Origin of the sequence: Mesobacillus campisalis, from assembly GCF_000986785.1 — a bacterium.
Taxonomy (GTDB): domain Bacteria; phylum Bacillota; class Bacilli; order Bacillales; family Cytobacillaceae; genus Mesobacillus_B; species Mesobacillus_B campisalis.
The window spans coordinates 1-2,015 of record NZ_LAYY01000102.1; the positions used below are offsets into that span (position 1 = coordinate 1).

Genomic DNA, 2,015 nt, shown 5'->3' on the forward strand with positions numbered 1-2,015 from the left:
CGACGCTCTTCCGATCTCTCCAATCAAGGAACTCGTGGTAACCAATACGATTGAAATGCCAGCCGAGAAGAAAAGCAACAAAGTCAGCAACCTGTCCGTTGCCCCTTTGCTGGTGGAGGCCATTGACCGCATTCATAATGAAAAAGCCGTCAGTCCGCTGTTTGAATAGGAGAAAGGCAAACTCTTTAATAGATGAGTTTGCCTTTTTCAATATGGCGGGAATGGCAGCCGGAGATTGGTGAAACAATGATAAGAACGCGAAAGGATAAAAGGGGGAGCTTCAACATGGGAGCAGTTGAACGAAATGGATACCGATTTGAACCCGAGTATAGTGTCATTAGTCAGGATGGAGCCGTCCATGTTTATCGAAAAGGAGAATTCCTTGAAGAGCTGAAGTTTTCATTTTCAGGAACATCTCCTGATCCCGGTCAAATTGAACAGGTTATTGACGAATACTGTGAAACGCACGGGATTTAAACTGTGAACAAGAGAGGGAGAGGAACTTGCCATGTCTTTTGATGGTTATATTGGCATAGATTATTCGGGAAGAGGCAGCCCTGTTCAGCGTGTTACTGGCATCCAGGTAGTAAAAATGGATTCCAGAGGGGATTTCGAACGGATCTCCCCTCCTGAAAGCCAGGGCCGAACTTTTAGCTGGTCGCGGAAAGAAGTTTATGAGTATCTTAAACAAAAATTAAAAGGTGCCAATGAAAAATACATTATCGGTATCGACCATTGCTTGTCATTTCCACAGTCCTATTTTAAACAGCATCACCTGCAGAATTGGGACCAGTTTCTCCTTCATTTCCAGTCACTTTGGGATACAAAGTCGGAGCCGGTGAGTGTTTGCCGAAACAGAGTACCCGGCTATCCCGATTCTCATGAACTCCGTTTAACAGAGACATTTACATCGTCCGCCAAAAGCGCCTGGAATTTCGAGCAAATGACCGGGGCCGTCTCCTATTCGACCCATGCAGGGATTCCCTGGGTATTTGAGCTGCGTAAATCGGTGAATGAAAATCTCCATATCTGGCCGTTTGATGGCTGGACGCCAGTTAACGGAGAAAGCATTCTGGCGGAAGTCTACCCGGCCCTCCTGATTCAAAGATACAAGAAGTCTGATCCCCGTTTTCCCCATAATTGGCCACGTGATGCACAGGACGCCTTTGCTATCGCGGCCTGGCTGCAGGAAAGAGATGCGAATGGGACCCTTGGGAAGTATTTTGAACCTGCAACCCTAACGGAAGAAGAGAAAAATTGTGCCCAGCAATTTGAGGGATGGATATTGGGCGTTTGTTAACCTGAACCAATGATCAATTTTTATTAAAGCAGGGTATTATGAGTTAAAGGCTTTTGCTTTCCTAACGTTTTACTGGTTGAATTAGGCTAAATAGGAGGCGATGAAGTGATTAATAAAGAGGATTTTACGGTTGCCTATGCTTCCACAATGACAAAGCCATCCAATCGGGAAGTGGAATACATTAAACAGCATCTGACTGAATTTACTTCTGTCCTGCCTGACCGGGTGTTTGAGCATCATGGTTTTATTGAATGCCACTGCATCGATGAAAGAGCAGACGATTACGAGAATTATGTCCTGCATTGCTGGGAAGTAGGCGTCCCTGCTGAGAACGAACTTGATTCTGCCACCAATCGAATGTTATCCATCCTGCAATGCGGCAATTGCGGAAAATGGGCATTATGTGATTAAAAGGAAAACGGTTTTGAGAGGGAAATTTTAATAAGAACACAATAGTAAAAGTCCAATTCGCAATTGAATTGGACTTTTATTGTTCATTGTTGATTCATCACGCACGCAAGGAGTTCATTGGCGTAGAAATTCCGGTTAAGGTAAATGAAAGGTGTTTAAATAGCAGAAATAGGCGGAGAAATTCCGATTAACTTCTTTATATAGGCACTAAATCTAGGAGTTAGACCCATTTAAACGGAAAAACTCCCCTTATATTACGGGAAATGTTGGTATTTTCCAATGTAAGCGGAATTTTTCCGTTAAT

At 43.8% G+C, this 2,015-nt stretch carries 3 protein-coding genes and 1 pseudogene; all 4 read left to right on the forward strand.

The features are described from left to right. Positions 1-169, forward strand: a pseudogene (locus tag WQ57_RS26430) (ribose-phosphate pyrophosphokinase); the annotation flags it as partial. Positions 170-285: 116 nt separating this feature from the next. Next, positions 286-477 (forward strand): YbxH family protein, encoded by a 192-nt coding sequence (locus WQ57_RS25600; RefSeq protein ID WP_046524995.1) that lies wholly within the window; start codon positions 286-288, stop codon positions 475-477. Between the two features lie 31 nt (positions 478-508). After that, on the forward strand, positions 509-1,300 hold the full coding sequence (locus tag WQ57_RS25605; RefSeq protein WP_046524994.1) for a hypothetical protein: 792 nt from the start codon (positions 509-511) through the stop codon (positions 1,298-1,300). Between the two features lie 105 nt (positions 1,301-1,405). Next, entirely contained in the window at positions 1,406-1,711 is a 306-nt protein-coding gene (locus tag WQ57_RS25610; RefSeq protein ID WP_046525134.1) for a hypothetical protein, read from the forward strand. Positions 1,712-2,015 lie beyond the last annotated feature (304 nt).